Origin of the sequence: Streptomyces sp. NPDC005803, from assembly GCF_040630435.1 — a bacterium.
GTDB lineage: Bacteria > Actinomycetota > Actinomycetes > Streptomycetales > Streptomycetaceae > Streptomyces.
The window spans coordinates 388320-414819 of record NZ_JBEXXO010000002.1 but is presented as its reverse complement, the minus strand read 5'-3'; the positions used below and the strand labels follow the sequence as shown (position 1 = coordinate 414819).

The 26500-nt window shown below is 71.5% G+C and carries 23 protein-coding genes; 20 read left to right on the top strand and 3 right to left on the bottom strand.

Annotated elements, in window-relative coordinates; translation table 11 throughout:
- Window positions 1-136: 136 nt before the first annotated feature.
- From ABZ454_RS04530 to ABZ454_RS04520, 3 genes are read left to right on the top strand one after another with little or no spacing between them, the layout of a single operon-like run.
- The gene (locus ABZ454_RS04530; RefSeq protein ID WP_359536038.1) at window positions 137-2155 is read left to right on the top strand and encodes an HYR domain-containing protein; all 2019 of its coding nucleotides are present in this window, start codon (window positions 137-139) and stop codon (window positions 2153-2155) included.
- 16 nt (window positions 2156-2171) lie between these two features.
- Entirely contained in the window at window positions 2172-2933 is a 762-nt protein-coding gene (locus tag ABZ454_RS04525) for a DUF4255 domain-containing protein (RefSeq protein ID WP_359536037.1), read from the top strand.
- Entirely contained in the window at window positions 2930-4993 is a 2064-nt protein-coding gene (locus tag ABZ454_RS04520; protein ID WP_359536036.1) for an ATP-binding protein, read from the top strand. Before ABZ454_RS04525 ends, ABZ454_RS04520 begins: the two co-directional genes overlap by 4 nt.
- A 179-nt stretch (window positions 4994-5172) precedes the next feature.
- Here ABZ454_RS04520 and ABZ454_RS04515 read toward each other — a convergent pair whose 3' ends face one another.
- Window positions 5173-6039: a helix-turn-helix transcriptional regulator gene (locus ABZ454_RS04515; protein WP_359536035.1), complete on the bottom strand. Its 867-nt coding sequence runs from the start codon at window positions 6037-6039 to the stop codon at window positions 5173-5175.
- Between the two features lie 114 nt (window positions 6040-6153).
- On the opposite strand from ABZ454_RS04515, the gene ABZ454_RS04510 reads away from it, so the two are divergent.
- From ABZ454_RS04510 to ABZ454_RS04500, 3 genes are all read left to right on the top strand, one after another.
- Entirely contained in the window at window positions 6154-6852 is a 699-nt protein-coding gene (locus tag ABZ454_RS04510; protein WP_359536034.1) for an SDR family NAD(P)-dependent oxidoreductase, read from the top strand.
- A 195-nt stretch (window positions 6853-7047) separates the two neighbouring features.
- The gene (locus tag ABZ454_RS04505) at window positions 7048-7842 is read left to right on the top strand and encodes an alpha/beta hydrolase (protein WP_359536033.1); all 795 of its coding nucleotides are present in this window, start codon (window positions 7048-7050) and stop codon (window positions 7840-7842) included.
- Window positions 7839-9089 carry a cytochrome P450 gene (locus tag ABZ454_RS04500; protein WP_359536032.1) on the top strand — a complete coding sequence of 417 codons (1251 nt, stop codon included), beginning with the start codon at window positions 7839-7841 and terminating at the stop codon, window positions 9087-9089. Before ABZ454_RS04505 ends, ABZ454_RS04500 begins: the two co-directional genes overlap by 4 nt.
- A 258-nt stretch (window positions 9090-9347) precedes the next feature.
- Here ABZ454_RS04500 and ABZ454_RS04495 read toward each other — a convergent pair whose 3' ends face one another.
- Together ABZ454_RS04495 and ABZ454_RS04490 are read right to left on the bottom strand one after the other, a co-directional pair.
- A complete protein-coding gene (locus ABZ454_RS04495; RefSeq protein WP_359536031.1) occupies window positions 9348-9944 on the bottom strand; it encodes a hypothetical protein in 597 nt (198 codons plus the stop codon).
- Window positions 9945-10018: 74 nt separating this feature from the next.
- Window positions 10019-13396, bottom strand: a complete 3378-nt coding sequence (locus ABZ454_RS04490; protein ID WP_359536030.1) for a hypothetical protein — start codon at window positions 13394-13396, stop codon at window positions 10019-10021.
- A gap of 274 nt (window positions 13397-13670) precedes the next feature.
- Here ABZ454_RS04490 and ABZ454_RS04485 point away from each other — a divergent pair, with 274 nt between their 5' ends.
- The 14 genes from ABZ454_RS04485 (at window position 13671) to ABZ454_RS04420 (ending at window position 26362) form a co-directional block, all read left to right on the top strand.
- Window positions 13671-15197, top strand: coding sequence for a phage tail sheath subtilisin-like domain-containing protein (locus ABZ454_RS04485; protein ID WP_359536029.1), 1527 nt, complete (start codon window positions 13671-13673; stop codon window positions 15195-15197).
- 101 nt (window positions 15198-15298) lie between these two features.
- Entirely contained in the window at window positions 15299-15742 is a 444-nt protein-coding gene (locus ABZ454_RS04480) for a phage tail protein (RefSeq protein ID WP_148016754.1), read from the top strand.
- The gene (locus tag ABZ454_RS04475; protein WP_359536028.1) at window positions 15742-16185 is read left to right on the top strand and encodes a hypothetical protein; all 444 of its coding nucleotides are present in this window, start codon (window positions 15742-15744) and stop codon (window positions 16183-16185) included. The genes ABZ454_RS04480 and ABZ454_RS04475 overlap by 1 nt, the downstream gene beginning before the upstream one ends.
- A complete protein-coding gene (locus ABZ454_RS04470; protein WP_187284983.1) occupies window positions 16182-16325 on the top strand; it encodes a DUF6760 family protein in 144 nt (47 codons plus the stop codon). The genes ABZ454_RS04475 and ABZ454_RS04470 overlap by 4 nt, the downstream gene beginning before the upstream one ends.
- Window positions 16326-16485: 160 nt before the next feature.
- Window positions 16486-18063 (top strand): hypothetical protein, encoded by a 1578-nt coding sequence (locus ABZ454_RS04465; RefSeq protein ID WP_359536027.1) that lies wholly within the window; start codon window positions 16486-16488, stop codon window positions 18061-18063.
- 38 nt (window positions 18064-18101) lie between these two features.
- Window positions 18102-18539: a phage tail protein gene (locus ABZ454_RS04460; RefSeq protein WP_351002529.1), complete on the top strand. Its 438-nt coding sequence runs from the start codon at window positions 18102-18104 to the stop codon at window positions 18537-18539.
- A 5-nt stretch (window positions 18540-18544) separates the two neighbouring features.
- Entirely contained in the window at window positions 18545-19348 is an 804-nt protein-coding gene (locus ABZ454_RS04455; protein ID WP_359536026.1) for a peptidase M23, read from the top strand.
- A complete protein-coding gene (locus ABZ454_RS04450) occupies window positions 19345-21252 on the top strand; it encodes a VgrG-related protein (RefSeq protein WP_359536025.1) in 1908 nt (635 codons plus the stop codon). Before ABZ454_RS04455 ends, ABZ454_RS04450 begins: the two co-directional genes overlap by 4 nt.
- A gap of 78 nt (window positions 21253-21330) precedes the next feature.
- Complete coding sequence (locus ABZ454_RS04445) at window positions 21331-21618, top strand: PAAR domain-containing protein (protein WP_356324194.1); 288 nt, start codon at window positions 21331-21333, stop codon at window positions 21616-21618.
- A gap of 5 nt (window positions 21619-21623) precedes the next feature.
- The gene (locus tag ABZ454_RS04440) at window positions 21624-22058 is read left to right on the top strand and encodes a GPW/gp25 family protein (protein ID WP_359536024.1); all 435 of its coding nucleotides are present in this window, start codon (window positions 21624-21626) and stop codon (window positions 22056-22058) included.
- Complete coding sequence (locus ABZ454_RS04435; RefSeq protein WP_356324190.1) at window positions 22055-24034, top strand: putative baseplate assembly protein; 1980 nt, start codon at window positions 22055-22057, stop codon at window positions 24032-24034. The genes ABZ454_RS04440 and ABZ454_RS04435 overlap by 4 nt, the downstream gene beginning before the upstream one ends.
- A 4-nt stretch (window positions 24035-24038) precedes the next feature.
- Window positions 24039-24605, top strand: a complete 567-nt coding sequence (locus ABZ454_RS04430) for a phage tail protein (protein ID WP_359536023.1) — start codon at window positions 24039-24041, stop codon at window positions 24603-24605.
- Between the two features lie 623 nt (window positions 24606-25228).
- Window positions 25229-25810: a hypothetical protein gene (locus ABZ454_RS04425; RefSeq protein ID WP_359536022.1), complete on the top strand. Its 582-nt coding sequence runs from the start codon at window positions 25229-25231 to the stop codon at window positions 25808-25810.
- A 99-nt stretch (window positions 25811-25909) separates the two neighbouring features.
- The gene (locus ABZ454_RS04420; RefSeq protein WP_356324184.1) at window positions 25910-26362 is read left to right on the top strand and encodes an NAD(P)H-dependent oxidoreductase; all 453 of its coding nucleotides are present in this window, start codon (window positions 25910-25912) and stop codon (window positions 26360-26362) included.
- Window positions 26363-26500: the final 138 nt, after the last annotated feature.

Here is a 26500-nt window from a genome sequence, read left to right as displayed (position 1 = left end):
CCGCTGCGGGAGGCGTGGGACCGCGGGACCGTTGGGCGCTGCTCTTCGGTGGGAGGTCCGGGTGCGGGGGAGAGATGCGGTGCGGTGGATACGGCCGGAGGAACGGTCACGGGGACGCACCGGCGCGCGTCGTTCGGTGGCTCTGGTCCTGCTGTTGCTGGCCGCCGGCCTCGCACCCGCCTCGGCCGGGACGGGCGTGGCGACGGCGGTGCCGGTTCCACCCGAGCCGTGGGTCACACCGGCGAGCCTGCACGAGGCGCTCGACCCGGGCGGGTCGACGGGGGTGGACAAGACGGTGCGCACACCGGCCATTCCACCGAAGCCGGATGTGGTGCTGCTGGTGGACGGCACCGGCAGCATGGGCGTCCCCATCGGCGATGTGAGGGCCGGTCTGAAAGACATCACCGACACGGTGCGCGCCGAGCAGCCGGACGCCTGGTTCGCCGTGGCCACCTACGGTGACGAGAAGGACGACCCGACGGCGGAGTTCGAGGTGCTCCAAGGGCTGACGGACGATCTGACAGCGGTCCAGGAGCAGGGCGTCGACAGGCTCGGGACCGGCCGCGGATACAAGAGCAGCGGACCGTCGGAGGACTGGATCTACGCCCTGTGGCAGGTGGCCGGGGGTGCGCAGGGCAAGACGGTGTTCCGGGACGGATCCAGTCCGGTCGTCGTCCTCGTCGGAGACGCGTCGAGCCACGACCCGAGCAACAAGATCCCCTACGCGGAAGCCGTCTTCGCCCTCCAGGACAAGGGCGTGCGGGTCATCGCCGTCGACGTGACGACCGAGAACGGGGACGGCCTCAACGGTTTCGGCTACAAGAGCCCCACCTACCAGGATCCGTATCACGAGCCGGACCAGGCCACACGCATCACCGCGGCCACCGACGGACGCATGCTGAACGGCATTCCCGGGGACGGGGTGACCGACGCCATCGTCGAGGGCCTCAACAACCTCCCCACCTCCGTCGGCTACCGGCTCGACGACTGCGACCCCCACCTCACCGTCTCCCTCGACCCGCCCATCCGCCGGCTGACCAGCGGCGAGACCGCGCACTTCGCCGAGAACATCGACGTCTCCGCCGACGCGCCGCAGGGCACCACCCTCACCTGCACGGTGCAGTTCCTGCTCGGTACCCAGGTGCCGGGAACGGACACGATCGGCCCGGCAGCGGTGGCCGACCCCGACTTCCAGCAGCGGATCAGCATCGACGTCAACGACGTCGACGCCCCCGTCGTCACCGTGGACGACCGCGTCGCCAGGCCGGAGAACGACGACGGAGGACGGATCAGGTACACAGCGACGGCAACGGATGCCCACGACGGCCCTGTGCCCGTCACCTGCACCCCCGCGTCCGGGTCGTTCTTCCCGATCGGCACGACGACGGTCACCTGCTCGGCCACGGACGCGGCGGGCAACACCGGCACCGACACCGCACGCTTCGAGGTGCTGGAACCGCCGCCGCCCCCGCGGCCCCCGGCACCGCCGCGACCGGTGCCGTCCTTGGCGGAGATCGCGGTCAAGGCCGACGTCAGCCCGGACCGTACATACGTCACCCGCCCCGCCCGCGCCCGCTTCACGATCACCAACGCCGGCCCGGACACCGCCAGGGACGTCGTCATCGACGCGGCCTGGCCGCAGCCGCCCGCGTCGACAGACCGCGGTCTGCCCGCCCTGACCCGCTGCACGGCGGCGAAGCCGTGCACGATTCCGGCCGGCGGCAGGATCGAGGTGACGCAGACGGCGACGTACCGCACGGCGATCACCGGGAACGTCCGGGCCACGGTGCGCGGCACCGTCCCGGACCGCAACGCGGCCGACAACCAGGACACGGACCGGCTGCGCGTGCTGAAGCCCTCCCTCACCGTCACCCCGCAGGTCGCCAAGCCGGGGCAGCCCGTACTGGCCCGCGGGAGGGACTGTCCGCCCGGCGAGACCATGGACCTCACGTGGGACATCGGCATCACCGGTGACCGGTCGGGGGTGCGGGTGGGCCGCGACGGCACGTTCGAGGCGCAGGTGCTGGTGCTGCGCAAGGACACCCTCGGCCCGCGCATCCTGCGCGCCGACATCCGCGGCCTCCCCCGGCTCCAGGCCCCGGTCCTCGTCGTCCAACGCAACCTCCAGCCACCGGACTTCAAGGGCCGGACATGAGAGGAAGAGACCCGGGATGATCCACGAGGTGGACGACGTACTGCGCTCCCTCATCCGGGCGGAGGTGCTCGGAGGCGGTCAGATCGCGGTCGTCTTCGACGCACCGACCCGGGAGTGGGCGGCGAAGGTGAACGCCCCCATGGTCAACCTCTACCTCTACGACATCCGCGAGGACATGAGGCGCCGGGAGCGCGGACTCCACAACGAGTACGACGAACACGGCGCCGTCGTCGCCCGCCGGCGGCCGCCCCGCTACTTCAAGCTGTCGTACCTGATCACGGCATGGACCAAGCGCCCGGAGGACGAGCACCGGCTGCTGTCCTCCCTGCTCGGCTGCCTGCTGGGGTATGAGGCACTGCCCCCGGAACGTCTGGCGGGCTCCCTCGCCGAGATAGGGGCCGCCGTGCCGATGTCGATCGCGCTGCCACCACCGGAGGACCGCTCCTTCGCGGATGTGTGGAGCGCGCTCGGCGGGGAACTCAAGCCCTCGCTGGACCTGGTGGTCAGCGTCCCCGTGACGGCCTCGCCGACGTACACGGCGGGCCCGCCGGTGGGCGAGGAAGGGCTCCGGGCGCACTTCGGCGACATACCGCCGCCCCTCGAACCGCGACGCGAGCCGACGCCGGGACGCGGCGGCCTCCCGGTGTACGGCAGCCGCCCGAGGCGACCGGCGCCCGGGGCCGCGCCCGGCTCCCCGGAGCCCCGCCGGGGCCTCGCCCTGCGGATCACCGAGAACCGACGCACCCAGGACGGCCGTCCGGAGGACAGCACCGCATGACACTCCCCGGCCACCCCCACGACGATCCGAACCTGCGCCATCTGCTCGCCCGCGCCGTGGACGTCGAGCACCGCGTCCGCCGTGCGGTCGAGGCCCGGCAGCGCACCGACCCGGACCCGGAGGACGAGTTCCGGGGGCTGTACCTCACCGACGAGAACGTGGCGCGGCTGCTGGACGAGGACGGCGCCCGGGGCTTCCCGGAACCCGTGCGCCCGCAAGAGCCTCCGGCGCAGACCCCCGCCTCCCGTCTCGCCTCGCTGCAGGCCGGCTTCGGACTCACCGCACTCGACGTCGAGATCCTGCTGATCGCACTCGTCCCGGATCTGGACGACCGCTTCGAGGCGTTCTACGGCTACCTCAACGACGACGTGACCCGCCGCCGCCCCTCCATCGGCCTCGCGCTGGGCCTGTGCGGGCTGTCGCCGGCCGACGCGGTGGCGCGGGGACGGCTCGCGGCCCGCGCCCCGCTGCGTCACACCGGGCTGCTGCTGGCCGAGGACCTGGACCGCCCGTTCCTGAGCCGCGCGCTGCGCGTCCCGGACCGCGTCACCGCTCACCTCCTAGGCGACGACACCAGAGATCCCCGCCTCGCCGAACTCCTGGCCCCCTGGCGCGCGGTGGCGGGCGTGGGCGACCCCGCCCCCCTGGCCCGGGTCCTGGCCGGCGGACTCCCGCTGGCCTACCTGAGCGAGGACCAGGGCGGGGCGGGCACGGCACTCGCCGCATCGGCACTCGCCCGCGCCGGCCTGGGAGTACTCGGCCTGGACCTGGCCCGGCTGGCGGAGGATCCCGCACCGGCCGACGCGATACGTTCCCTGGTCCGTGAGGCCCACCTGACACACGCGGGCCTCGTCTGCGCCCCGCTGGACGCGCTCTGCCGCGAACACCCGCACCTGGTCCGGCTGCTGACGGCCACACCCGTACCGACGGTGATGGTGGGCCGTGCCCCCTGGGACGCCTCCTGGTCGACGGTCCCCCCGCTGCTCCTGCACGCCCCGAGAGTCGAGCCGTCGGCACGCGGCGCACTGTGGAGCGACGCCTACACACACACGACATCCGCCCCCGTTCCGGCAGCCATCGACCCCGACCACCTCCTCGCCCCCTTCCTCCTCACCCCGGAGCAGGTCACCGGCGCCGCCCGCAGCGCGGCGCAGACGGCACAGCTCGACGGTGGAACCCTCACCCCCGACCACGTACGTCAGGGAGCCCGCGCCCAGAACGCCGCCGGCCTGGACCGCCTGGCCCGCCGCATCGAACCCGCCGTGACCTGGAACGACCTGGTCCTGCCACCGGACGCCCACGCCCAGCTCCGCGAACTCACCGCCCGCGCCCGCCACCGCGACCGGGTCCTGGGGGAGTGGGGCATGCGCCCGGGAGGAGGCAGGGGCCGCGGCGTGTCGGCCCTCTTCGCAGGCGACTCCGGCACGGGCAAGACCATGTCGGCGGAAGTGATCGCGGCCGACCTCGGCCTGGACCTCTACACCGTCGACCTGGCGACGGTCATCGACAAGTACGTGGGCGAGACCGAGAAGAACCTGGAACGCATCTTCACCGAGGCGGCGGGGGTGAACGGCGTCCTCCTCTTCGACGAGGCGGACGCGATCTTCGGGAAACGCTCGGACGTGAAGGACGCCCATGACCGCTACGCCAACGTCGAGAGCGCGTACCTGCTGCAACGCATGGAGTCCTTCGACGGCCTCGCCATCCTCGCCACCAACCTCCGCGCCAACCTCGACGACGCGTTCACCCGCCGCCTGGACCTGGTCATCGACTTCCCCGTCCCGGACCCGGAACAACGCCTGGTGCTCTGGGAGCGCTGCCTGGGGACGGTGCTCCCGCGCGGCACGGACCTGGATCTCGCCTTCTGCGCCGAGAACTTCGAGCTGGCAGGCGGCAACATCCGCTCGATCGCGGTGACGGCGGCGTACCTGGCGGCGGACACCGGGCGTGCGGTGACCATGGCGACGCTGATCCACGCCATCCAGCGGGAGTACCAGAAGCTGGGGCGGCTGACGCTGGCGTCGGAGTTCGGGCCGTATCTGGCACTGGTGCAGGGGTGAAGGGCAGACGCCTGCTCGAAGGGTGAACCGACCCCACGAGTCCGTGGAGTCCGCCGACGAGTCCCGGCCGGCCGCTCGGCACGGTCACGCAGGGCGGCGACAGCCCAGCGTCACGCAGCGTGGCCCGGCACGCCCTGAGCAGCCGTTCGCGCAGTCCATCGTCAGGCGGACGGGCCGGATCAGTGGTGCGTGGTGGCCGGTGCGCCGGAGATGGCGGTGAGCCGCAGCTTGGTCTCGTCCTCGCTGCCGGGCGCGGCGGTCAGGATGACGATCTTGAGTTCGGAGTCGCCGTCGGTCAGGACGTCGCAGTCCACCGTGACCGGGCCCACGAACGGGTGGTCGATCGTCTTGTGGTCCTCGCGATGTGCCGCCACCACCCCCGTCGCCCACAGCTCGGCGAACCTCGGGCTGACCGCGTGCAGATCGCGGATCAGCGCGGCCAAGCGGCTGTCACGGGGGAAGCGGCCGGTGGCGCGGCGCAGGTCGGAGACGACGGCCGCGTCCGTGGCGTCGCGGTCCGCCTCGGTCACCGGCCACCGCGCGAGGTGGGCTGGGCCCGCGCCCACCGGAAACCTGTCACGGGCGAAGTTGCGCAGCCGCGGCGGCGAGGCGCCGGGGTCGCCCAGCAGGGCGGCCCACCCATGGTTCCACCACACCAGTTGCCAGTCGGCGGCGAACACCGCGACCGCCACGTCCCCGAGGCGGGCGAGTACCCGCTGCACGCCGGGCGCGAGGTGATCGGAGATCGCGCCGTCCAGCGGCGGCGCGAGCCGGGCCAGCCGGTACAGGTGGTCGCGCTCAGCGGTGGACAGCTGCAGAGCGCGCGCCAGGGCCGCCGCCACGGACACCGAGGGGGTGGTGGCCCGCCCCTGCTCCAGGCGCACGACGTAGTCGACGGAGACACCGGCCAGGTCAGCCAGCTCTTCCCGCCGCAGCCCGGCGGTCCGACGCCCGTGGGCCACCGGCAGTCCGGCGGCCGACGGCGGCAGCCGGTCCCGCCACGTACGGATCATGGCGCCCAGTCCGGATTCGGGTGTCGTCGGCATGATCTCCATCCTCCCGCATGCCCGGTCATGTGGGCGGGCGTGAGGGGGGTACAGGCTTTCCTACCGTCGAGGCGTCCCTGGTGCGCTTCTCCGGACGGCACCACCATCGACCACATGACGATCACCTTCATCACCGGAGCCAACAAGGGTCTCGGCCGCGAGACCGCCCGCCGCTTGATCGAGCGCGGCCACACCGTTCTCGTCGGAGCGCGCAACCGCGAGCAGGGTGAGGAGACCGCCGCCGCGCTCGGCGCACGCTACGTCCCCATCGACGTGACGGACGACGCGTCCGTGGCCGCCGCGGCCGCGAACGTCGCCGAACACGAGGGCAGGATCGATGTCCTGATCAACAACGCCGGCGTCCACGGCCCCGCCGGAGATCCCAGCGGCCTCACCGCCGCCGACGCCCGCGCCGTCCTCGAGGTCAACGTCATCGGCGTCATCCGCACCACCACCGCGTTCCTGCCGCTGCTGCACCACTCCGACGACCCCGCGATCGTCAACGTCAGCAGCGGCATGGGCTCCCTCGCGCTCACCCACGACCCCGCCCGGCCCGAATCGCACGTCGTCGTGCCGCTCTACACCGCTTCGAAGGCGGCACTGACGATGTTGACCACGCAGTACGCCAAAGCGCTCAAGGGCATCCGCGTCAACGCCGCCGACCCCGGCTACACCGCGACCGACCTCAACGGGCACAGCGGTCCGCAGACCGTCACCGAGGGCACGGACGCGATCGTCGCCCTCGCCACCGAGGGGCCCGGCGCCGGCACCGGGCGCTTCGTCTCCCGGCACGGCGAGATGGGCTGGTCCTGAGCCTGGATCCGACGGCCGTGCCGGATTCGGGGCCGTCCTCACCCGTGAGAGGCGCGGCATCGCGGTCCGTCCCCGGTGAAGCAGTCGCGGCGGCCTCCGCGTGTGCCCTTGCGCGGACCGGTGCTTCCCGCCACCGTGGGCGGGCGGACGCTCTGTCGACCGACAGATGACTGCCGCACTGCGACGGGAGCCGGTGTGACCGCATGGTCCGTTCTGCCTCATGCCCTGCACGGCGAGGGCCCGCACAAGGTGATCGCGGTACACGGCTGGTTCGCCGACCGCTCCGCGTACGACGCGGTGCTGCCGGACCTTGACATCGGTTCGTTCCAGTACGCGCTCGTCGATCTCCGGGGATACGGCGAGGCCAGGGACGCGAGCGGCACGTACACCACGGCCGAGGGAGCCGCGGACGTACTCGCGCTGGCCGACCGGCTCGGCTGGGACCGCTTCTCGCTGATCGGCCACTCGATGGGGGGCTCCGTCGTCCAGCGGACGCTGGCGGCCGCGCCGCAGCGGGTGCGCAGGGTCGTCGGGGTGTCACCGGTCCCCGCGTCCGGCCTGCCCCTGCCGCCCGAGCAGTGGGAGCTGTTCGCCGACGCGGCGCGGAACCCGGACAACCGCCGGGCCATCATCGACATCACCACCGGAGGCGGACGCCCGGCTGCCTGGCTGGATCGCATGGTGCGCCGTTCGGTCGAGTGCAGCGACGCGACGGCGTTCCGGGCCTGGCTGGATTCGTGGGCGGGCGAGGACTTCCACGACCGGGTCGACGGTTCGCCGGTCCCCGCCCTGGCGGTGGTGGGCGCACTCGACCCGGCCCTCTCCGCGGACCTGCAGCGTGCCACCTGGATGCGCTGGTTTCCGCACGCCGAACTGGTGGAACTGCCGTCCTGCGGCCACTACGCGATGGACGAGGCTCCGCTCGACCTGATCCGGGTCGTGGAGGACTTCCTGCGGGCGGACGCGGAGGGCGGCGAGGCGACGGCGTGAGCGTGCCGGACGTGTTCGACCCCAGGCAGTACGAGCGGGGCGTCCCGCACGAGCGCTACCGTCACCTGCGCGACCACCACCCCGTGGCGTGGCAGGAGGAGCCGGAGGTGCTGGGCTGGCCGGCGGGCCCCGGCTTCTGGGCGGTCACCCGGTACGAGGACGTGACCCGGGTCCTGAAGGACTCCTCCACGTACTCCTCGTACCTCGGCGCCACCCAGATCCGCGACCCGGACCCCGCCGACCTGCCGTTCATCCGCCGGATGATGCTCAACCAGGACCCACCGCACCACCGGCGCCTGCGTACGCTCGTCAGCCGCGCCTTCACCCCGAAGCGAGTGGACCGCTTCGAGACGGTCGTACGCGAACGGGCCCGCTCCCTCCTCACCCGCGCGGTCACCGGGGCACGGTCCGGCGACGGTACATGCGACCTCGTCACCCAGGTGACCGACGACTACGCCCTGCTCAACCTCACCGACCTCCTGGGCGTACCGGACGCCGACCGCACGCTCCTCCTCCACTGGACCCGACGCGTCATCGGCTACCAGGACCCGGACGAGGCCGGAACTCCGGCTCTCGACCCGGACGGCAAGCCGGTCGACCCACGCTCCCCGGCTTCCCTGCGCGACATGTTCGCCTACGCGCACGCGCTGGCGGTCCACAAGCGCCGACACCCTGGCGACGACGTGATGACGGCTCTCGCCACCGACCGCGAACTGACCGCGCCGGAACTGGAGATGTTCTTCTTCCTGCTGGTGGTGGCGGGCAACGACACGGTACGCAGCGCGGCCCCCGGCGGCCTGCACCTGCTCACCCAGCACCCTGATGCGTACGCCCGCCTGCGCGACGGCGAGGTGGGGTTCACCACCGCCGTGGACGAACTGCTCCGCCGCCACCCACCGGTCCTGACCTTCCGCCGCACCGCGACCCAGGACACGGCCCTGGCGGGCACCCGCATCCGCCGGGGCGACAAGGTGGTCGTCTTCCACGCCTCGGCCAACCACGACGAACGCGTCTTCCGCGACCCGTTCGCCCTGGACCTGGCCCGCTCCCCGAACCCGCACCTCTCCTTCGGTGACGGCCCGCATGTCTGCATGGGAGCGCATTTCGCGCGGCTGCAACTGCGCGCGCTGTACGAGGAGGCGTGCCGCGTGCTCCCTGCCGGGGGCCTCCAGCTCGCGGCGCCACCGCGCCGGCTGGTGTCGAACTTCATCAACGGCGTGAAGTCGCTTCGTGTGCGGGTGGGTTGATGCGTGACCACTGATCCGTCACGCGGTGACGACCCAGCGCCTCACGCGGGTGATGTCCGGGGTGCAGCCGGGCTCGGCATCGGAGCCCCCCAGCGGGGGTGCCGTCCGGGGCAGCGAGGAACAGGACGTCGCCGTCGAATGCCTTGTTCCCACCTCTGCCTGCGCTGCTGCCCAAGCAGTCCTCGCCCTCGCCCGCCGCCGGGTGAACTGGGCTGCGCGTCGTCGCAAAGCGGTGGAAACCCGTGACTTCGCGGGGCTTCACCAAGGAACAAGATGAGGCCACGGCAAGTGATAGTCCCTCGTCAGAAGGTGATGCGTGGAGTAGAGGTTGACCCCGAAGGCCCTCAGGATTGCGGCGAGGTCCGATTCGACGATCTGCGGACGAACGCGCCCCAGCCGGATCGTCACCCGGTTCAGTGGCAGAAGACCGGTCGGTACATCCACCACACTGATCCGCTCGGGGCTGACCAGACCGTCCAGGAACGATGCGCTGCCGCTGCCGTCGGCCAGAATGACCACTTCGTACTCGTCCTCGGACCCGCTCGAACGCGGCTCATCGGTCCAACTGCGGTCGATCTCGTCGACGAAGTACGGCCCGAGGCCGCCGTACTGGAAAGGTGGTTGCTCAGTCACCAGCCACGACGCATGCCACGCCCGGCCGAAGCGATTTCGCCAGTCGGCCGTGTGCGAAGTGACTTCGGCGAATGGTCTCTGGTCCGGCCATATTTCGTACGCGTAGTACGGGGACAGGAAGAGGCTGACGTTCCACTCCCGGATAATTCCGTCCATGCCGAGGGCGCGAGCGAACGCCGTCATCAGAGCGTCTGTACCCTCGTTGATCTCCTGGAACTCCATGGCCGTCACGTCGACGGCACACCGAAACCCTCCTTGAACCGCAGTGCAGGTGGGATGCCACAGTGCGAAAGTGCTCAAAGCCCACGTCCCAAATAGTCGGAGAAGCCCTGATGGACCATCCAGTCGCTCACGCGGGGACCGCTCTTCTTGCCGTTGCAGGTGTTGCACATGGGAACCAGGTTTGCGGGATCGTTGTAAAACCGTTCTCGCTCTGGATGTCCACGCTTGTTGCCCAGGTTCTGCCAGTGACCGGAGACCGGTGAATCGTGGTCGAGAGTGAGGAATTCCGCCGGGTCGGTGCTGTCTGCAAGGTGCGGCGGAAGGCCACCGGCGGAGTAGCCGGGGCACACGTACACGCCGGGCTTCCCGAACTTGGGATCTGTCGACCAGGCTGATCGCACCGGGGCCGTCGACATGGCTGCCAGAAGGCTCGCCTTGGTGGTCGCACGAAGCGTGTTGGAAGCGGGGGACCAGCCGCCGTACACGACCTTGCGGAACAGCTTGTTCTCGCGTAGGTCCATTTTTATGAGGTTACCCAGAAGCCAGTCCGAAGGTTTCTTGAGTTCCTTCAGCTTGGGGAATCCGTACTTACCGCCTATCTCGCCGAGGACAGCGGTGAGGTTTGCCAGCGTGCGATCGAATTCACGACGTTGCCGCAAGGTGATGTTGGAGTCCCACTCGCCGGCTGCCTCCAGCTGGTCCAGGATCAGGTCGACCTGGGCGAGTCCGTCGGTTATCTCTTTCCGTTGAGTCTGGTCGGCGGTGCGATTGGGAAGATCGAGTCGAGCCAGCACGATGAGCCTCTTGAGATATCTCCAATGCTCCGAAGCCATTTCGACATGAGGCTTCTTGTTCTTGATCGACAGAAGCAGGGTGTGCTGCTCATTGCCCATGGTGAACGGCTTGCGGACGTCTCGAACGGTCGGTTCGTCTGTCTTTTTTGACTTTGCTTCCTCTTGGCCCTCCTTTTTCGGCTTGCTCCGAAGTGCCCTTCCTCTTCTGGCGATGAGATCGACAATCTTGTCGATGGCTCGGTTGACGGGTCTGGCCACCGCGTGGAACACGCTCTTGACCTTGTTGGCCAGGCTTCCGATGCCCAGCAACGACGCCAGGAACCCGATCAGCAGCGGCACGCTCGCCGCCAACGCCGTCTCGACCATCTTCGGGACGCCCGCCTGGCCGCCGTTGGCTATCGCCACCACCGCGTCCAGGACCGCATTGACGAACTCCGCGATCTGGGAGCCCTGGGTCACCACGAACGTGACGATGTCGATGATTCCCTTGACCGCTCGGATGAACGCCGAGGCCGGGTTCAGCAGGGAGAGGATCCACGTGATGCCCGCGATGATGACCGTCGGGATCAGGTAGGTCGTCAGTTTCTGCAGGATCGTGGCCTTGAGGTCACCGGCCTCCGCCTGGATTTCCTTGACCGCGCCCGCCGGGCCCTCGGCGGCGATGTTCTTCGCGACCGGGACCGAAGTCTCGACCGCCGCCATCGCTTCGGCCGGGACGCCCTTGCGGGTCACGCGGGCTTTGATGTTGTCCCAGGTCAGGCCCAGGAGCGAACCGATGATCCGGACGATGCCCTTCATGTCGAACTTCTGGGGGAGTTCGAGGCCCGCCTTGACCGCGGTGCCGAGCAGCCAGGAGACCACGCCCGTCTTCAAGTGCTCGGCGATGTTCGTGACGAAGAGTTCGAGGCCCGCGCCGACCGCGCGTACCAGGTTGCCCAGGAAGCCGATCGGGTCCTTGATGATCTTCATGATCGCGCCCGCGGCCTTGGCGAGGATGCCCAGGAGGAGGTTCTTGAGTTCGTTGATCGTCTGGATGACGCCGACGATCGCGTCCTTCGCCTTGTCGATCAGGCCCTTGTTGGCTTCCTGGAGCTTCTTGATCTCTTCGTCGATCTTGTTCAGGGCCGCTGTGTACTTCGACGCCAGGTCCTGGACCAGTTGCTCCGACTTCTCGTCGACCGTGGATTCCAGGTCGTCGAACTTGCCGGCGAAGTCCTTGGCCGCCTCCTCGCCGAACTGTCGGAGGGCTGCGGGGAGTCTGTCGACCTCGGCCCTGATGTCCGTGCGGCCCTTGGCGATACGGGCCTTCGCCTTGCCCAGTTCCGTACCGATGAGGTCGGCGACCGAGGAGATCACCGTCTGCATCTGGGCGACGTAGAGCTTGCGGGCCTCCTGGTAGAGGTCGTTCGCCTCCTGGGGGAGGCCGGCGAACTTGTCCTTCACCCAGCGGGCCTTGCCCGTCCAGCCCGAGTAGCGCTTGTCCTTGTACTTCTTCATCCGGCGCTTGTGATCCGCCGTGAACGCGTCCCGCGCCGCCTTCTCGCCGGCCGTGAACGCCGTGTCGACCTTCTTGTCCAGGTCGGAGAGCGTGGTCTCGACGTCCTTCTTCGTGCCGTCGTAGACCTTCTGCAGCTTTGCCGTCACCTCGGCGCGCTTCTTCTCGTCCTTCGACTTGGTCTCGCCCTTTCCGCCGTCGACCTTCTGGCCCGCCTGCGCCCGGGTGGCGGTGAGGGCGGACATCGCGGCCGCGCCGGAGGCCGCCGCGCCCGCCTTGGCGGTGTTCAGCTGACGGCTCTCGGCGGCCCTGCCCTTCGCGGGGGCCTTCGCCGAGTCCGTCTCGGCGGTCTTCTTCGCCGCCAGGGCCGCGTTGAACTCCGGTTCGTTGCCCTTGGCGAGCTGGTCCTCGGTGACCTCGGCGTCCGCCATCGCCTGGTCGTTCTGAGCCGGGCCCTCGGAGAAGTCCGTGACGGCAGGCGGCTGTTCGGCCGGAATCGCGTCCGCTGCGGACGGAGCGCCCGGGTTCCCCGGCGGCTGGTCCGGGATGAGGGGGGTGACCGGCTTGTCCTTGGCGGCCGAGGTGTCCGGCGGGGCCTTCGTCGCCGTGCCGATGTCCTTGACCGACGACTCCTTGCCGGCCGTGACCTTGCCGTCGACCTCCGCCTTGACCTTCTCCGCCTTGCCCGACTTGGAGAACTTGTCGGCCTCGTCGAGATTCTTCGGGGCCTGCGCGTCGATGGCCTTGTTCACGGCGTCGACGAACGCCTTCTTGTCGAACTCGCCGGGCTTCGCCGCGTTCATCTTCTCGGCGTTGGCAGCCTTCCCCTGCGCTTCCCTGTCGTCCGGGGGCGCGACCGCCGCGTCCTGGGATGCCTTGGACTCCGCGGCAGCGGGCGGGTGGACGGCGATCCGGGTCTTCTTCGCCGCAACGGACGCCTTCAGGCTGCGGAAGCCGGGAGCCTGGGCGGGGGCCGGTGTGACCGGGGCCGTGTAGCGCTGGGCCACCAGGCGGGAGACCGCCGCGTTGCCGGCCGCCCGTTGCAGGCGCTGTACGGCCCGGCGGTCCGGGGCCGGGGCGGAGGGTGCCGGCGCCTGGTCCGAGCGGGGGGCGGTATCGGGGTGGGCCGGTGCGGTGGGGGTCTTCTCCGGAACCGCCTTCATCCGTCCCTCCCGCCAGCCACAGATCCGCCCGGACGTGGTGTGCCAGGCTGCCGCGCGCGTGCCGGGTGAGCGGAGCGTGGGCGCGCCACGGTCGGGGCACGTCCGCGTAGTGCGTGCGGCGCCGGCGGGTTGCCTCTTCGGGCAGCGGCCGGTGCACGGCGGGGCGGCCGAGTATCCGTTCCCGGTGATCGCGCGAGTGGCGAGAATTGCTCGCGGTCCCGGCCGTGGAGCGGGGCGAGGAGCATGCCGAGGAGCGCGTCAAGGAGAGGCTCATATGCCGTCGTACCTGTCCCCGGGCGTCTACGTCGAAGAGGTCGAGTCCGGGTCGCGGCCGATCGAGGGGGTAGGCACGTCGGTCGCCGCCTTCATCGGCTTCGCCCAGCGGGGCCCGTTCGACGAGCCGACACTCATCACGAACTGGAGCCAGTTCGTCAGCACCTTCGGCGATTTCGTCGACGGTACGTACCTCGCCTCCGCCGTCTACGGCTTCTTCGCCAACGGAGGCGGCATCTGCCACGTGGTGCGCATCGCCGAAGGGTCGGACACCGGCCCGGGGGATCTGGCCGCCGGCGCCGAGGTCCAGATCGGGCCGTACGCCGTCAAGCCCCGGCCCGGCGTGGCCGGTGAGATCAGCGTCGAAGTCGCGGAGGTGGAGGGTGACGACCCGCCCTCCGACGTCTTCCAGCTGATCGTGAAGCGGGACGGGCAGGTGGCTGAGACGTACCCGTCCGTGACCACCAAGCGCAGCAAGGAGAACGTCGCCACCCGCGTCAACGCGAAGTCCGAGCTCATCGAGATACGGGAGACGGGGCGGGGCGCCGCCCCGGCCAGGCCGGACGTGCAGTCGGTCGCGCTCGCTCCCGCCGCCCCTTTGGCGGGCGGCGCCGGGGCGCTCGCTCCCGAGACGTACGTCGGTGACGCCGACCGCCGCACCGGGCTCGGCGGGCTGGAGGCCGTGGACGAGGTCACGATGATCGCCGTACCCGACCTGATGGGCGCGTACGAACGCGGGCTGCTCGACCTGGAATCGGTCATCGCCGTGCAACAAGGCCTCATCACCCATTGCGAGTTGATGGGCGACCGCGTTGCCGTTCTCGACCCGCCCCCAGGTCTCTCGCCGCAGCAGGTCAGGGCCTGGCGCACGGACCGCGCCAACTTCGACTCCAAGTACGCCACGCTCTACTACCCCTGGATCAGCGTCGCCGACCCCTCCTCCGGCCGCGCCACCCTCGTACCTCCTAGCGGCCACATCGCGGGGATCTGGGCGCGCAACGACGACACACGCGGGGTGCACAAGGCGCCGGCCAACGAGGTGGTGCGCGGGGCCGTGGCGCTGCAGACGCAGTTGACCAAGGGCGAGCACGATCTGCTGAACCCGATCGGGCTGAACTGCATCCGCGCCTTCCCGGGGCGCGGCATCAGGGTCTGGGGCGCACGGACCCTGGCCTCCGACCCGGCCTGGCGCTACCTCAACGTCCGGCGGCTCTTCAACTACCTGGAGGAGTCGATCCTCGCGGGCACGCAGTGGGTCGTCTTCGAGCCGAACGACGATGCGTTGTGGGCGCGTATCCGACGTACGGTCTCGGCGTTCCTGGTGAACGAGTGGCGCAAGGGCTCGCTCTTCGGGCTCACACCGGACGAGGCGTTCTATGTGAAGTGCGATCGCGAGACCAACCCGCCCGAGAGCGTCGACGCGGGCCAGGTCATCTGCGAGATCGGCGTCGCTCCCGTCAAACCGGCGGAGTTCGTGGTGTTCCGGCTCTCCCAACTGGCCGGCGGCACAGGGGGCGTCGACGAATGACCGGGCTGTCGACAGCACGCCCTGATCAGCAGTGACCGGTCAGCCCGTCACCGGCGCGCCCGTCACCGGCCCGTCCTCGAACCTGGCGTAAGGAGCCTGTTGTGCCGCTTCCCGATCTTGACAGTTCCGTCGGGCATTCCTTCGGCCTGGAGTTCGACAGCGTCATCATCAAGCAGATCACCGAGGTCAGTGGCCTCAAGATGGAGCAGGACGTCATCGAGCTGAAGCAGAACACCGCCGACGGCAAGTACGCCATCAAGAAGCTGCCCGGCCGGCCCAAGGCCGGGGAGGTCACCGTCACACGCGGCCTCACCGAGGACAACAGCTTCGAACGCTGGATCAAGGACTCACGCTTCGGCCGCATGATGAGCGCCCGCCGCAACGGAGCGGTCATCGTCTACGACTACGAAGGCCTGCCGATCAAGCGGTACAAGCTGATCAATGCCTGGCCGAAGTCCCTGGAGATCGGCACGCTCAAGGCCGGCGACACCTCGGTCCTCACGGAGAAACTGTCGATCACCTACGAGAGCATGGAGCTCGACTGATGCGGCGCACGGTCCAGTTCGAGGGGCCGCGACGGGAGCCGGCGGAGCGGGAGGGCGCCGCGGAGCCCGAGCCGTTGCGCACGGAGTTCGCGTTCGACCTGCCGCGCGGCTACGTCGACGAGTCGGGCACCGTGCACCGCACGGGAGTCATGCGGCTCGCGACCGCCCGCGACGAACTCGTGCCGTTGCGCGACGACCGCGTGCGGGAGAACTCCGCCTATCTGTCGGTCGTCCTGATCTCCCGGGTCGTGACCCGGATCGGGACGGTCGAGGACATCCATCCGGGTGTCATCGAGGACCTGTTCGCGTCCGACCTGGCGTTCCTCCAGGACTTCTACCGACGGATCAACGCGGAGGGGCACACCCGCGCCGCCGTCTCGTGTCCGTCCTGCCAGAAGGAGTTCGCGGTGGATCTCGCCGGCGGTCGCCTGGGGGAATCGTGACGTACGCGGCCGACCTGCTCTACGAGGAAGTCGCGTACCTCGCCTACCACTTCCACTGGCCGCTCGACGACCTGCTGGACCTGGAACATCCGGAACGACTGAAGTTCGTCGCTCAGATCGCTCGCCTCAACGGGCAGTAGCGGCAGGCGCAGGGAGGACGGGAGATCCATGGGGCTGATGTCCTGGCTGCGCGGCGGCCGTTCCACGAGCAGCGCCCCGCCCCCGGCCGCTGCGCAAGCGCCGCGACCGGACCGCCGCGACCGTGTCGATGTGAGCCGGCTGGCGCCTGTCCAACGGTCCGTGACCGGGCAGGACCTCGTCATCGACCCCGGTGGCTTCCAGGCGGCGCTGACCACACGGCAGGAGACCGCGCTCGGCACGCCGCTGGGGCATCTGGTCAGCCCGGGCGCACCGGCCGGACTCGTGCACGGCGTCGCCCTCGCGGCGGCGGGGAGCCCCGCCCCGGCGGTTCAGCGGGCCGTCGAGATGCCGCCGCGCCACCGCAGCGGGCCCGCTGCGGTGGCTGTGCGGCGCGCGTACGAGGACGGTGCGCCGGCTCTGACGTCCGCAGGGGGTTCACCGGCCGCGGGCGCGCTGCCCGTACGTCACCTGGTCGGCGAGCAGGCGCTCGTCCAGCGGGTGGAGCCCGCCGAGGAGACACCCGCCGGGGAGAGCGCGAGCACGGGCGTCGAGGCGGTGCGGCGCACGGTCGCCTCCCCCTCGGCGCAGCCGCCTCGGCGTACACCCGGACTCGGAGCGCCGCTGCCCGGTCTGCCGCCGACGGCTCAGCGGCGGTCCGATCAGCCGTCGGACGCGCAGCCCCGGCACCCGCTGGTGCCGAGAGAGACCACTTCGGCGGCATCGGCGGACCATCCCGTCGTCCAGGCTGAGGGCGGAACGCCAGGCGTCCCGGAACTGCCGGAGGCGTCCACCGGGGGTGAAGTGACCGGGCCCGTCGCCCCCTTGCTCGGTGACGCCCCCCTGCCCGGCACCGGCTCCGGCGCCGGGCAAGGGGGAGAGGTGGGCGGCGAGAGCGGGGCCCCGGCATCCGAGCCCCGGACGTCCCCCGCAGCCCCAACGTCCTTTCCGGCCCAGGCGTCCTCCGCTCCCGTGCAGCGCTCCCTCGCCCACTCGGGCGGGTCCACATCCGTCCCGGCACCCCCCGCCGGCCCGACCGCACCCCTTCTCGGGGACCGGCCGCTGTCCCTCCGTAACGTCCCCGACGCAGGTGACACCGCGCCTTCGGACGGGGCGGCCGTCCAGCGTTCGTCCACGGGCGGCGGGGTGGAGCGGCCATCACCGCCTGACGGCCCGCCCCTGAGCGCACCCGGTGCCGTGCCCGTCCGGTGGACCATCACGGACCCGGGAGTGGCCCCCGGCCCACCCGCGGCACCGTTGCGGCCCGCGGTGTCGCCCGTACAGAGGCAGACCGGCGGGGCGCCGCCCCGCCCCGCGTCGTCGGCAGCCCGTTCCGGCAGCCCAGCCCCCTCACCGACCGCCGGTTCCGTCGCCGTCGCGGCCGGGGTGGCCCAGCGCCTGGCCGACGGGAGCGTCGTCTTCGGGGCCGCGCCCCCGCACGGCACCTCACGGCCGGTTCTCCAGCGCGACGCCGAGATCGCCGAGGAGCCGCCTCCGCTGCCGGACCCCGATCCCCCTCCCGTAACGGAACCGGAAGCGGAAACCGGGACGAGTACGGGACCGGAGCCCACGCCCGCCTCCGTCGCGGAGACCCGTGCCGGCGCACCGGCCGGGCAGGGCGCGCCGCCCGTGACGGACGAGTTGGTCCGGGCGCTCTACGGGCCGCTCAGCCGTCTCCTCAAGGCCGATCTCCGGCTCGAACGTGAACGCGCCGGATTCCTCATCGACACCCGTCACTGACGCCCCGCTCCTGAGTCAACGATCGAGAGGCACGTGCCATGGCCACCGCCCCGGACGACGACCCCGCCGTCAGCGTCTGCTTCGTCGTGACGATCGACGACATCGAACTCGGGTCGTTCAACACCTGCGACGGCCTGGGGTGCGAAGTCGTCCTGGAGACCCGGGAGGAGGGCGGCAACAACGGGCACCTGTGGCAGCTGCCGACCCGGCTCAAGTACTCCAACGTCAAACTGTCCCGCCCGCTGACCCGCGAGACGGAGAAGGTGGCGCGCTGGTTCGCCACCATGACGACCGGGTTCAGCCGCAAGACGGCCCACATCGAGGCGCGCACCGGGGACGGGCGCAAGGTGGCCCAGTGGGGGTTGCTGGAGGTGGTGCCCGTGCGCTGGACCGGCCCCTCCTTCACTCCGGAATCGCCCAAGGTCGCGATGGAGACCATCGAGATCGCCCACCACGGTTACGTGATGGAGGGCTGAACGGCATGAGCGGCGCGGGACCCATCGCTTTCAGTGCCGCCGGTACGTCCGGGGTGGCGTCCGCGGCCAAGGGCGGATCGGCCAGGCCCAAGCTGGAGCACGCCTACCTGGAGCTGCGCACGCCGCCCACCGGCGGCGGACTCACCCCCGGCGGTCCGTGCGGTCGGATCGACTTCCAGTTCAATCCCAAGGAGCTGAGCCTGACGAAGGCCGCCTCCTGGAAGCGCACCCCGGCCAAGGCGGCGAAGAGTTCGGGACCGCCGGAGTACCAGGGGTCGCAGCCCAGCAAGCTCACCGTCGAGATGTTCTTCGACGCCAGTGACACTCAGGACACCCGGGTGGTGACCTCGGTCGAGCAGCTGTTCGCCTGCTGCGTGCCGACGAGCGAGACCCGGCAGCAGCAGCGGTCGTCACCGCCGTGGGTGGTGTTCCACTGGGGCGGGCTCACCGGATTCCCGGGCTACGTCAGCCAGGTCGCCGCGAAGTACACCCTGTTCACGACCTCGGGGGTGCCGATCCGGGCCGTCTGCCAGGTCACGATGGAGGAGATCAGCGGCGAGACGCCCGGCCAGAACCCGACATCGGGCGCGCTGGCGGCCCGGCGCGTGCACCGGGTGGCGGCCGGGGACTCGCTGCCGTCGCTGGCCCACCGGGAGTACGGGGACGCCGGTGCCTGGCGGCTCATCGCCGAGGCGAACCGTATCGACGACCCGCTGCGGCTCGCCCCCGGGACGCAGCTCCTCCTGCCGGCGCTGGACGAGCTGAGCAGGCTCGGCAGCACCGCCACGGACCGGGGGCCGGGCCGATGACGCGGCAGGGCGTCGCCACCGCACTGGTGGTCGAGTTCGACGGCACACCGCTGCCACCGGGATTCGTCAACACCCTGGTCGAGGGGTACGTCGACGACAGTCGTACGCTCCCCGACCTGTTCCTGCTGCGGTTCCGTGACCCGGACCGGGTCCTGCTGGAACAGACCGGCCTGAGGATCGGCAGCGAGGCCCGGCTGCTGGCCCGTGCGGGCGGTGAAACGGCTCCGAAGCCCCTGCTCGAAGGGGTGGTCACGGCGCTTGAGGTGGAACTCGACGAGACCGGCACGTTCACGGTCGTCCGCGGGCTCGACGAGTCGCACCGGCTGCTGCGGGGGCGGCGGGTCGCCAGCTACCAGAACATGACGCTCGCCGACATCTGCGGCCAGGTCGCGCAGCGGGCCGGACTCAAGCCGGGAACGGTGGACGTGGCAGGCCCCGTGATCGAGCACATCGCCCAGCCCAACGTCACCGACTGGGAGTTCGTGCGCGGGCTCGCCGAGGAGGCCGGCGCGCAGGCGTACGTCCGCGACGGGCACCTGCACATCACCCGCCCCGCCGAGGCGAGCGGGGCGCCGGACGGGTCCGCGCGGGCCGGCCGCGACCCCCTCGTCCTCGAACTGGGCGACAACCTGCTGCGGTGCCGCGCCGGGGTCTCGGCCGCCGAGCAGGTGTCCGAGGTGGAAGTGCGCGGCTGGGACGTCGGGGCGAAGGCGCCGGTGGTGGGCAGGGCCCCGGCCGGCACGTCGTCGACGCTGGAACTCGGCGTGACGGCGGCCGAGGTGTCCGCCCCGTTCGGCGAGGCACGGTTCGTGGTGACGGACGCGGCGTACGGGGCACAGGCGCAGGTGGACCGGGCGGCGAAGGCGCTGGCGGAGCGGATCGCGGGTTCGTTCGCGGAGCTGGAAGCGGTGATCCGGGGAAACCCGCAGGTCAGGGCCGGCAGCGCGGTGGCACTGAACGCGGTGGGCGCGCCGTTCGAGGGCCGGTACACCGTCACGTCCTCACGGCACGTCTTCGACGCCGTACGCGGGTACGAGACCTGGATCACGGTGTCGGGCCAGCAGGAACGCTCCCTGTTCGGGCTCACCGGAGGCGGTGGACAGGGGGCGGCGGGAGCGCCCGGAGGACTCGGGCGGTGCGCCGGACTGGTCAGTGGGACGGTGACGGACACCCATGATCCGCAGGGGTCGGGCCGGGTGAAGGTCCGCTTCCCCTGGCTGTCGGACGAGTACGCGAGCGACTGGGCACGCACGGCTCAGTCCGGCGGGACGGGCGGCGGCGAGGCCTTCATCCCGGAGGTCGGGGACGAGGTGCTGGTCGGCTTCGAGCACGGGTATCTGGACCGGCCGTACGTGCTGGCCGGGCTCTACAACGGGAAGGACCGCCCCGGTGGTGGGGGCGGCGCTCCGGCCGCCGATGCGGGGACTCCCGGTTCCGGCGGCGATCTCGTCGATCCCACCACCGGCGCGGTCAACCGTCGCGCCTTCGCGTCCAGGAGCGGGAACCAGCTCGAACTGCTGGACGCGGCGGACGGTCCGCAAGGGGTGAGACTCCGCACCGGCGACGGCAAGCTCACGATCGACCTGGACCGCCGGGGCACCGCCGTCGTCATCAACAGCGACGGCAGCGTGACGATCGAGGCCAAGGAAGAGGTCACCGTGAAAGCGGCCAAGGGCGTCGCGCTGGACGCCGGACGCGGGGTGCTCGCCCTCACCGGTGACAGCGTCACGGTGTCGTCCCGCAGCGGGGTCGCAGTCGACGGGGGGAACGGCACGGTAGCGCTCTCCACCGGGGGCGCGGTGGAGGTGCGGGGAGGCCATGTCACGGTCGACGGAACGCAGCGCACGGACGTGAAGAGCGGTGGCTCGGTGGCCGTCAACGCACCGATGATCACGCTCAACTGACGTACGGGAACCAGCGGTTCGGACGTGCCGGAACCACCGGCACCGAGCACCGAGAGCAGTGGGACAGGAGAGGACCGCATGCCGTCAGCACCATCCGCAGCCGCCCGGGTCGCCGACCCCACCGGGCACCCGGGCACGGTCGGTCCGCCAGGGGTGCCGTCGGTCCTGATCGGCGGGAGACCCGCCGCCACCGTGGGCACCTCGCACCAGTGCGCGTCGCCCGCCCTCCACCCGCCGTCCACGATCGCGCCGCCGGGCAGCTCCACCGTGGCGATCGGCGGCAGGCCCGCCGCACGCGTGGGGGACCGGAGCGGTTGTGGGTCACCGGTCGTGGCGGGGTGCGCCACCGTGCTGATCGGGGGCTGAGCGCCATGGGACAGCAGTTCATCGGAGCCGGCTGGGCGTTCCCGCCCCGTACGGACGCCACCGGGTCCATCGCGCTGGTGCGCGGCGAGCGGGAACTGGAGGAGTCCATCCGGCTGATCCTGGCGACCTCCCCGGGGGAACGGCCGATGCGGCCGGAGTTCGGCTGCGCGGTCAACGACTACGTGTTCGCCCCGGCCGACGCGGGGACGGCCGGGCAACTCGCGTACGAGGTACGGCTGGCGCTGGAGCGCTGGGAGCCCCGGATCGACGTGGACGAGGTCACCGTGCGGTTCGACGAGGCGGACAACGGGGTCCTCTACATCGACATCGGCTACGCGGTACGCGGCTCCAACGACCCCCGCAACCTCGTCTTCCCGTTCTACGTGATCCCGCAGCACGAACACACGACGAGCCACGACGACGAGGAGGCCGGCGCGTGACGCTGCCCAGTCCCCATCTGGACGACCGCCGCTTTCAGGGGCTGGTGGACGAGGCCAAACGCCTGGTCCAGCAGCGCTGCCCGGAGTGGACCGACCATAACGTGTCGGATCCGGGCGTCACCCTCATCGAGGCGTTCGCCACCATGGTCGACCAGCTCGTCTACCGGGTGAACCGGGTGCCGGAGAAGAGTTACCGCACCTTCCTCGACCTGATCGGGGTCCGGCTGCACCCGCCCACCGCCGCGCACACCGACGTGACGTTCCGGCTCTCCGCGCCCCGCCCCGACCCCGTCGTGGTGCGGGCCGGTACGGAGGTCGCCACCGTGCGCACGGAGACGGAGGAAGCCGTCGTCTTCACGACCGCCGAGCAGTTGACGATCACCCCCTGCGCCTTCGCCCACCTGGCCACCTGGCCGGCGGCGGGGGAGGCGGCGGACCGCACGGAGGAACTGGCGATCGGCCGCGACGTGACGTGTTTCGGGGCCGCCCCCGCGCCGGGGGACTGCCTCTATGTCGGTTTGTCGACGGCGGTGCCGGCCGGGGTCGTCGTCCTGCGGCTCGACTGCAAGGTCGAGGGGGTCGGTGTCGATCCGCTGCGGCCGCCGTTGGTCTGGGAAGCCTGGGACGGCACCGCATGGACGGTCTGCGAGGTCGAGAAGGACGACACCGGGGGCTTCAACCGCTCCGGCGAGCTGATCCTCCACCTGCCGAGGACGCACACGGCGGCCGCCCTCGTCCGGCGCACCGGGGGCTGGCTCCGCTGCCGCCTGATCGACGCGGAGGACGGCCGGCCGACCTACCTGGCACCGCCCGTCGTCCGCCGGATCACCGCCTTCACCATCGGCGCGACCGTGGCCGCCGAGCACGCCGAGACCGTTTCGGACGAGGTGCTGGGCGCGGCGGAGGGAGTGGCGGGGCAGGCGTTCACGCTGGCCCGTCCGCCCGTGGTGCCGGGCGACTTCGTGATCGAGGTGGCCGACCCCGCGAGCGGACCCGATCCGCAATACACCCGGTGGACCCGGGTCGACGACTTCGCGCACTCCGGGCCCGAGGACCACCACATCACCCTCGACCCGAACTCCGGCCGGGTCGAGTTCGGTCCCGCCGTACGGGAACGGGACGGGTCCGTACGCCACTACGGCGCGGTCCCCGCCAAGGGCGCCACCGTCCGGGTGCGGTCCTACCGCACCGGTGGCGGGCTGCGCGGGAACGTCGCCCGGTCGACGCTGAAGGTGCTGCGCAGCGCGATCCCGTACGTGGCACGGGTGGAGAACCGCCGGCCGGCCCTCGGCGGAGTCGACGGGGAGAGCGTCGACAGCGCCCGGGTGCGCGGGCCGATGACGCTGCGCACCCTGCACCGTGCCGTCGTCCCCCACGACTACGAACTCCTCGCCCGCGACGTCGCCCCGGACGCCGCCCGCGTGCACTGCATCCGGGCCGGTGGAGGCGAGGACGGGGACGACAGCGACGGTTCCGCCCACGGGGTGCGGCTGCTCGTCGTCCCGGCCGGCCGCAGCGACGAGCAGGGCAGGATCGAGTTCGACGAGCTCGTCCCTCCCGCGCAGACCCTGCGCCTCATCGCCGGCCACCTGGAAGCGCGGCGGCCGATCGGGGCCCGGCTCGTCGTCGAGCCGCCGTACTACCAAGGCGTCACCGTCGTCGCCTCGGTGCAGGCCGAGCGCGGGGCGGTCGCCGAGCGCGTGCGGGAGGCGGCGCTGGCCGCGCTGTACGGGTACTTCAACGCGCTGACCGGCGGGCCGAACGGACAGGGCTGGCCGTTCGGGCGGCCGGTCCAGTCCGGCGAGGCGTTCGCCGTACTCCAAAGGGTTCCTGGAGTCGACCTCGTGGAGGACGTACGGCTCTACCGCGCCGATCCGGTCACCGGTGAACGCACCGACGCCACGGCCAAGATTCCGCTCGACCGGCACGCGCTGGTCTTCAGCTACGAGCACCAGCTCCGGGTGAGGGGAGCCTAGGCCCATGCGTACCTGCGTCCCCGGACTCCCGACCCCGCACCCGCTGATCGAGCAGCTGCCCGCCGTCTACCTGGAGCAGGACTTCCTCCGCCGGTTCCTCTCCGCGCTCGACGACGTGCTCGCGCCGGTGCTGCTCACCATCGACAACCTCCCCGCCCACCTGGACCCGCGCAGCGCCCCGGAGGACTTCCTGGCCTGGCTGGCCCAGTGGGTGGCGGTGGAGCCGCACGAGGACAGTCCCGTCGAGCGGAGACGCGAGACGGTACGGGGAGCGGTCGCCCGGCATGCCCGGCGCGGCACCGCGGGCGGACTGGCCGACGCGGTACGGCTGGAGACGGGCACCGAGCCCGAGATCACCGAGAGCGGGGGAACGGCCTGGTCGACCGCGTCGCACACCGTCCTGCCGGGGCGGGCACGTCCCTGGGTGACGGTCCGGGTCGGGGAACGGCCGGGGCGGACGATCGACCGGGTGCGGCTGGAGGAGCTCATCGATGCCGAGGTCCCGGCTCATGTGGGATACACGCTGGAGATCGTGCCTCCGGCCGGGGGCGCGGGGGGCGGTGCGCAGTGATCTGCGAGACATGTGGTCATCGGAATGCGCCGGGGCGGGAGTTCTGCGCGTCCTGCGAGGCGTTTCTGGCGTGGGAACCGGAGGGGGCGGAGGAATCCGACGGGGCGGCGCCCGGCGCCCGTCGTGAGCCGGGGCCGCCGGTGGCCGGTCAGCCGGAGGTCCCGCCGCCACGGCCGACCGGTCGTCCGGGGTCGCCGCCGGACGGACGCCCGGCGGCTGTAGCGCCGGTGGCCGAATCGCGGGAGCCGGTGGCACCGGCTCCTGACCGGGGGCGGCCTGCGCCGCCCCCCTCCCCGCCCGCCGTTCCCGCCCCGGCCCCCGCCGTGCCGCCTTCCCCTCTCCGGCCGGTGACGGCGGCTCCCCGCCGTCCCGGGGACGCCCCCGCCGGGCCCGGCCACGGCCCCGAGGCATGGCCGCCCGGCCCGGATCCGGACGCACCCGCACCGCCGGGCCCTCCGCCGGCGACAGGCGCTCCCGTGGTGTGCCCCAACTGCCGTGCCCAGAACGCGCCGGAGCGCACCCTCTGCGTCCGGTGCGGCCTGCTCCTCGACCCGGGACCGGCGCCCGGCGTCCGGCCTCCGTGGTGGCGGCGCGTCCTTCGCCGGGGACCGGGGAAGGCGCACATGGCAGGCACCCGGCCACGGCGAGGACGGCGCAGACCGCGGCTCGCACTGCCGGTCGTGGTGCTTCTGCTGCTGGCCGGCATCTGGTTCGCGTTGCCGCACCTGTCCGGCCTGTTCGGCATCGCGAAGGAGGAGACGGGGGCCCCGGAAGCGGTTGTGCCCTCCGCTTACCTGAGTTCCAGCGCGGCTCCGGGACACCCCGCTGCTGCGGCCTTCGACGGTTTCAACAACCGCTACTGGGCCCCCCGGGAGAGCGACGACGGTGTGGGCGCCTACCTGGAGTGCGCGTTCACGCAGCCGGTCCGGCTGCTGAAGATGGTGGTGTTCTCCGGCACCTCGGCCCGGAAGGACGAATTCCTCACCCAGGCGAGGCCGGCGCGGATCACCGTGGTCCTCACCTCGAAGGACGGCAAGGAGACGACGCGGAGGATCCGGCTGGCGGACCAGGCGGGCCAGCAGACCTTCGACGTGCGGGGCTCGGACACGGTGCGCGTCCGGATCACGGTCGCCTCCGCGTACGGCACCGGCAAGGGCCGCCGGGTGGCCATGGCGGAGGTCGAGTTCTTCGGCCACCGGCCCTGACCGCCGGATCTTCCCCGCTGCCTGGTTCCACGACGGCGGGAGCGGGACGGACGGGGCCTCGCTTGCGGCCGCGAGGCGGGCACTGCAAGGTTTCGGGGTGTGGCTACTCTGCTGATCGTGCATCACACGCCGTCGCCGAACTGTCAGGCGCTGTTCGAAGCGGTCGTCTCCGGTGCGACGACCGACGGGATCGAGGGCGTCCGCATCGAGCGGCGCGCGGCGCTCGCCGCGACGGCGTCCGACGTGCTCGCGTCCGACGGCGTTCTGCTCGGAACCCCGGCGAACCTCGGTTACATGTCCGGGGCGCTCAAGCACTTCTTCGACCAGGTCTACTACCCGTGCCTGGACGCGACGCGTGGCCGCCCCTTCGGCTACTACGTGCACGGCGGCAACGACGTCACCGGGGCCGTGCGGGCCATCGAGTCGATCACGACGGGCCTGGGCTGGCGCCGAGCGGCCGACGCGGTGACCGTCACGGGAGAGCCCGGCAAGGCCGACATCGAGGCGTGCTGGGAGCTGGGAGCGACCCTCGCCGCCGGCCTGACGGACTGACCTGCCGACCGAAGGCCGGGCAACCGGTCCGACCCCACCCGGTCCGACTCCACCCCCGTCCGGCATCACCCGGTCAGACCCCACCCGGCCCGGCACCGGCGTCGAGGGGGTCGGCGGGGCCGTCCCGACGACGTCGTG